Here is a 4,573-nt window from a genome sequence, read left to right as displayed (position 1 = left end):
CCCCCAGCCGTTCGTGTGAGAGCACTCCGCCAGCGGCGGTCCAGGACCGCCAGGCCCGTGCTTCTCGTGGTCTCAGCCACACCGGGGAACACCGCCAGTACCGTCCGGCGTTCGCGTCGTGCGGGGTGCCTCACGCCGCATGACCAACTTTTGGTGACTGAAGCTTTTTCCGACAGCTTACTAGCGATTTCAGTAGAGGTGGTTCAAGCATGTCTCAGGTACGTCGGCAGGCCGCGCTGCGCCCCCGCCCGAGCTGGGGGTGGCAGGATGCCGCCGCGTGCCGGGGCGAGGACCTTGTGCTCTTCTTCGGCCCCGACGGCGAACGCCAGCCGGAGCGGGAGATCCGTGAGCGCAAGGCCAAGGAGATCTGCGCGGCCTGTCCGGTACGAACCGACTGCCTGGACTACGCGATCTCGCGTCCGGAGAAATACGGCACCTGGGGCGGGCTCAACGAGGACGAGCGCGCCTCCGAGCGCCGCCGCNCCCCACCGCTGCCTAGCCGAGGCTCCCGACGCACGATCAGCGGATCTCCCCCGGTGGCCCCGGCCCCCGAACAACCCGCGGCGCCCCGACGACTTCCTCGTCGAGGGCGCCGCGGGTTTTCTCGTGCCCCTGGCAAGGGACACCAGCGTGGCGCGGCATGGGATCAGTCCCCGCTTCCGGACAGGTGCCGGTCGAACCAGTCGAGCGTCTCCACCGCCACCTGCCGCCACTCCTGACCACCTTCGAGAAGCTGTTCGGCGCCCGGCATCACCCGCAGATCGGTAGGGCCGGCCATCCGTCCGCGCGCCCACTCACTCAGTTCGCGGACGAAGGAGTCACCGCTCTCCAGGAGCACCATGACCGGTGCCCGCACCCTGGACAGGGCCGGTTCGGCCAGATCGATCCGGCCTCCGTACACCACGACGGCGCCCACGTCCCGGGGTCGCTCGGCCGCGGTGACCAGCGCCGCCGGACCCGCCGTTCCCGAACCGAGGACCCCCACCGGCTCGTTGGCCGCGTCCGTGGCCCTCCGCAACCACGTGACCGCCGCGTTCAGCCGCTCCCCCAGAACCTCGGTGCCGACGCCCTCGGCGTGCTCGGCCCGCTCGCCCGCCGTCACCAGGTCCAACAGCAGTGTGGCGTAGCCCGACCGTCGCAGCACCGAGGCGATCGCCCGCCAGCGCGGGTCGGTCCGCCCCTCCCCCACCGCCAGGACGATCGCGCCGCGCAGGGCGGCGGGCATGGTGAGATCACCGTCGAGGTAGTCCTCACCGGCCCTGATCCGAACCCCGCGGGCCACGTCCGCCGGCGGGTGGGCGCGTCCGCGTTCGGCGAGGATCGCGGTCACGTGTCCGTCGGAGAGCTGGGAGAAGTCGCGGTACCACTCCCCCACCGCGTGGAAGTTGTCCGGGGCGCTGAGCACGACCAGCTCGTCGGCCTCCTCACGCAGCGAAGCGACCGCCTCCGGGGCGGCGACGGGTACGGCCAGGACGAGCTGTGCGGGGTCGGCCTGTCGCACCATGTGCAGTGCCGCCCGGGCGGTGCCACCGGTGGCGACGCCGTCGTCCACGACCACGCAGTCGCGCCCCGTGATCCGGGGTGTGGGGCGGTCGCCCCGGTAGGCGCGGCGTCGGCGTTCGAGCTCCTTGCGCTCGGCCTCCACCGTCTCGGCCAGCGCCTGCCGTGGGATGCGCATCCGGGCCAGGGCGAGGTCGTCGAAGATGACGTGGCCGTCCTCGGAGATCGCCCCGACGCCCAGTTCGGGGCGGCCCGGCAGGCCGACCTTGCGGACCATGAGCACGTCGAAGTCGGCGTCGAGCAGACGGGCGAGTTCGGCACCGACCGGAACCCCGCCTCTGGGCAGGGCCAGCACCAGCGGGTCCCGGACCGCGAAGGGCCGCACTCGCTCCGCGAGGCGGCGGCCCGCCTCGGACCGGTCGGTGAAGGGCAACGAAACGGGTACCGGGTTCATGTCCTCACCGGCACCGGGACCGTGGCCCCGGCACCGCTCCTCTCGGCTGTCCGGAGTGAGCCGTTGGAAAAGTGGTACCGGCATACCCCGCGACACGGCGGTCGCAACCCCGCGCGCAGGCAAAAACCCTCGTTCAGGTGTCGCGGAGGGCGGTCCTGAGCACCCCCATGAGCAGGGCGTCGTGTCTGCGCCCGTCCCACAGGAGCGCGTCACGCAGCCGCCCCTCGACGGTGAACCCGCACGAGCGGTACACCGCGATGGCCCTCATGTTGAACGCGTACACGTGCAGCCAGACCCGGTGCAGGCCGATGCGGTCGAAGGCGTGCTCCAACACGAGTTCGGTGGCCTCCCGGCCCAGTCCCTGACCGGCGAACTCGATCGCCGACAACGCGATACGGTACCCGGCGCTCTCGTTCTCGGGGGACACGTCATAGACCGACAGCTCACCCAGGTAGCGTCCGTCCCTGGGCTCGGTGATCGCCAGGTCGAGGCGGTCACCGCGGCCCGCGCGGGTGGCGCACCACTCGCGTGCCCGCTCGTAGGTGAGGTGTCGGTGGTTCCCGGTGAGCCGACGGACCTCCTCGTCGAGGCTCGCGGCGAAGTAGGCGTCCGTGTGTTCGGGGGCGAGGGGGACCAGGCGGACGCGTTTCCCGACGAGGGTGGGTGTGTCTCGCAGCGCACTCGAATTGATCATGGACACTTCCGGTTCCGACCGGGCCGCGCGCACGGATCCCGGCGTGGGGTCGGCGGACAGTAACGAGGGCCCGTGCGGGAGGGGCCGCGGGGGCCGAAGTGGAACGTGACGGTGACGGCGGCGGAACCTCTATGTAAATCCGCCGCGGCCGCTGAGGCAAGCCCGGAGTCCGACTCGGCCGATACGGGGGTGCCTCGCACGCGGTCGGCTGTATAGCATCCGCTGGGATCGTCCGCAGCTTTGGGAGTCGCCGTGAACAGCCCCGCCACCCCCGCCACTCCGGCCCAGGCGCCGCCACCCCAGGCGCGCCGGGCCCGGATCGCGGTCTCCACCCTGTTCTTCGTCAACGGCTTCACCTACACCAACGCCGTCCCGTGGTTGCCGGTGATCAAGTCCGGTCTGGGCCTCAGCAACGCGGAGTTGGGCACGGCGATCGCCGCGGGACCCGCGGGAGCGCTCCTGACCGGCATGCTCGCGGGTCCGCTGATCCACCGGTTCGGCAGCGGCCGCACCGCCGTGGGAACGAGCCTGGTCACTCTGGGAGCGCTTCCGTTCATCGCACTCGCGCAGAACTGGTGGATGCTCGCGGCCGCCTTCCTGGTGCTGGGCAGCGCCGACGCCTGGACGGACTCCGCCCAGAACGCCCACGGCCTTCGGGTGCAGCGGCGGTACGGGCGCACCATCATCAACACCTTCCACGCCGTGTGGAGCATGGCGGCCGTCGCGGGCGGCGTCGTCGGGGCGACGATGGCCGGTCTCGGCGTGCCCGTCCTGGCTCACCTGGGCGGGGTGGCGCTGATGTTGGTGTGCGTGAACCTGTGGGCGAGCCGCATGCTGCTGCCCGGTCCCGAACACAGCGAACGCGAGGACGGGGCCGTGGGCGGGGACGGGCGACGCACGCGTGTGCCCGCGCGCGGAGCGCTCCTCCTGCTGTTGCTGGGCGTGCTGTTGGTCTTCGCGGCCGGGATCGAGGACTCGGCGGCGTCATGGGGTGCGGTGTACATGACCACGGAGCTGTCGGCTCCGCTGTTCCTCGCGGCGATGCCGTTCGTGGCGTGCCAGGCGATGATGACGCTGGGACGCCTGGTGGGCGACCGCGTCACCGACCGCTTCGGCGCGGCGGCGGTGGGCGCGGGGTGCGGTCTGTTGGCGGCGGGCGGTATGGCACTCGCGCTCGTCGCCGCGCATCCGGTGGCCGCGGTGGTCGGGTTCGGGATCATGGGTCTGGGGGTGTCCACGTTGTTCCCGCTGACACTCGCCGCCGCTGGTGACGTGCCGGGGGTGCGTACGGGCGACGGTCTCGCGGTCGTGGGCTGGCTGGGCCGGGCCGGGCTGCTGGTCTTTCCCCCGTTGGTGGGGTTCCTGGCGGACACCGCCACTCTGGGCACCGCGCTGTGGGTGGTCTCCGCCGCGGGTGCCGCGGCCTTCCTTCTCGCGCCCGCGCTGCGCCCACGTCGCTGACGGATCCGGGGCGGCGATCCCGTCGGCCCCGGTGAAGGCGGTCGCCCCGGGAAGGGGAGAGGGCCCCCGGCCGTGGAACACGGTCGGGGGCCCGGTGCGCGTCACGGCCCGACGGGGCCGCGATCGTGCCGTCGTCAGGCGATCGACGCCGGGCGGCGGGCACCGGCCCACAGCGCCATCGCGCCGATCCCGGTCACGACCGCGCCCCCGAGCACGAAGCCCTGGAGGTCGACACCGGTCGTGGCGAGCGACTCGTTCTCCTCGTCCTCGTCCTCATCGGACGAGTTCGAGTCGTTCGTGTCGCTGCTCGGCGTCTGGTTGTCGTCACCGTCGTCGTCGGAGCCACGGTTGCCCGTGTCGCCGTCGTCGTCGGAACCGTCAGACCCGTTGTCTCCGCCATCACTGCCGGGAGGGTTGCCGCCGCCGTCGGAACCACCGTCGGAACCGTCATCGCCGCCGTCGGG

The 4,573-nt window shown here is 72.1% G+C and carries 3 protein-coding genes and 2 pseudogenes; 2 read left to right on the top strand and 3 right to left on the bottom strand.

Translation table 11 applies throughout. The features are described 5' to 3' along the window. Positions 1 to 209 precede the first annotated feature (209 nt). Positions 210 to 482, top strand: a pseudogene (locus D471_RS38855) (WhiB family transcriptional regulator); the annotation flags it as partial. A gap of 164 nt (positions 483 to 646) precedes the next feature. On the opposite strand, the gene D471_RS0128650 reads toward D471_RS38855, so the two are convergent. Together D471_RS0128650 and D471_RS0128645 are read right to left on the bottom strand one after the other, a co-directional pair. Continuing rightward, positions 647 to 1,954 (bottom strand): phosphoribosyltransferase family protein, encoded by a 1,308-nt coding sequence (locus D471_RS0128650; RefSeq protein WP_017601798.1) that lies wholly within the window; start codon positions 1,952 to 1,954, stop codon positions 647 to 649. Between the two features lie 133 nt (positions 1,955 to 2,087). After that, positions 2,088 to 2,648, bottom strand: a complete 561-nt coding sequence (locus D471_RS0128645) for a GNAT family N-acetyltransferase (RefSeq protein WP_017601797.1) — start codon at positions 2,646 to 2,648, stop codon at positions 2,088 to 2,090. Positions 2,649 to 2,900: 252 nt separating this feature from the next. Here D471_RS0128645 and D471_RS0128640 point away from each other — a divergent pair, with 252 nt between their 5' ends. Then, positions 2,901 to 4,109 (top strand): MFS transporter, encoded by a 1,209-nt coding sequence (locus D471_RS0128640; protein WP_017601796.1) that lies wholly within the window; start codon positions 2,901 to 2,903, stop codon positions 4,107 to 4,109. A 134-nt stretch (positions 4,110 to 4,243) separates the two neighbouring features. Here D471_RS0128640 and D471_RS41030 read toward each other — a convergent pair. After that, a pseudogene (locus D471_RS41030) lies at positions 4,244 to 4,573 on the bottom strand (hypothetical protein); the annotation flags it as partial.

The organism is Nocardiopsis lucentensis DSM 44048, assembly GCF_000341125.1.
Classification (GTDB): Bacteria; Actinomycetota; Actinomycetes; order Streptosporangiales; family Streptosporangiaceae; genus Nocardiopsis; species Nocardiopsis lucentensis.
The sequence above is the reverse complement of the archived record's forward strand: the minus strand, read 5'-3'. Positions and strand labels throughout refer to the sequence as shown.

Coding starts and splice junctions, on each gene's coding strand:
- D471_RS0128650 (WP_017601798.1), bottom strand. CDS start 1,954: ATGAACCCGGTACCCGTTTCGTTGCCCTTCACCGACCGGTCCGAGGCG.
- D471_RS0128645 (WP_017601797.1), bottom strand. CDS start 2,648: ATGATCAATTCGAGTGCGCTGCGAGACACACCCACCCTCGTCGGGAAA.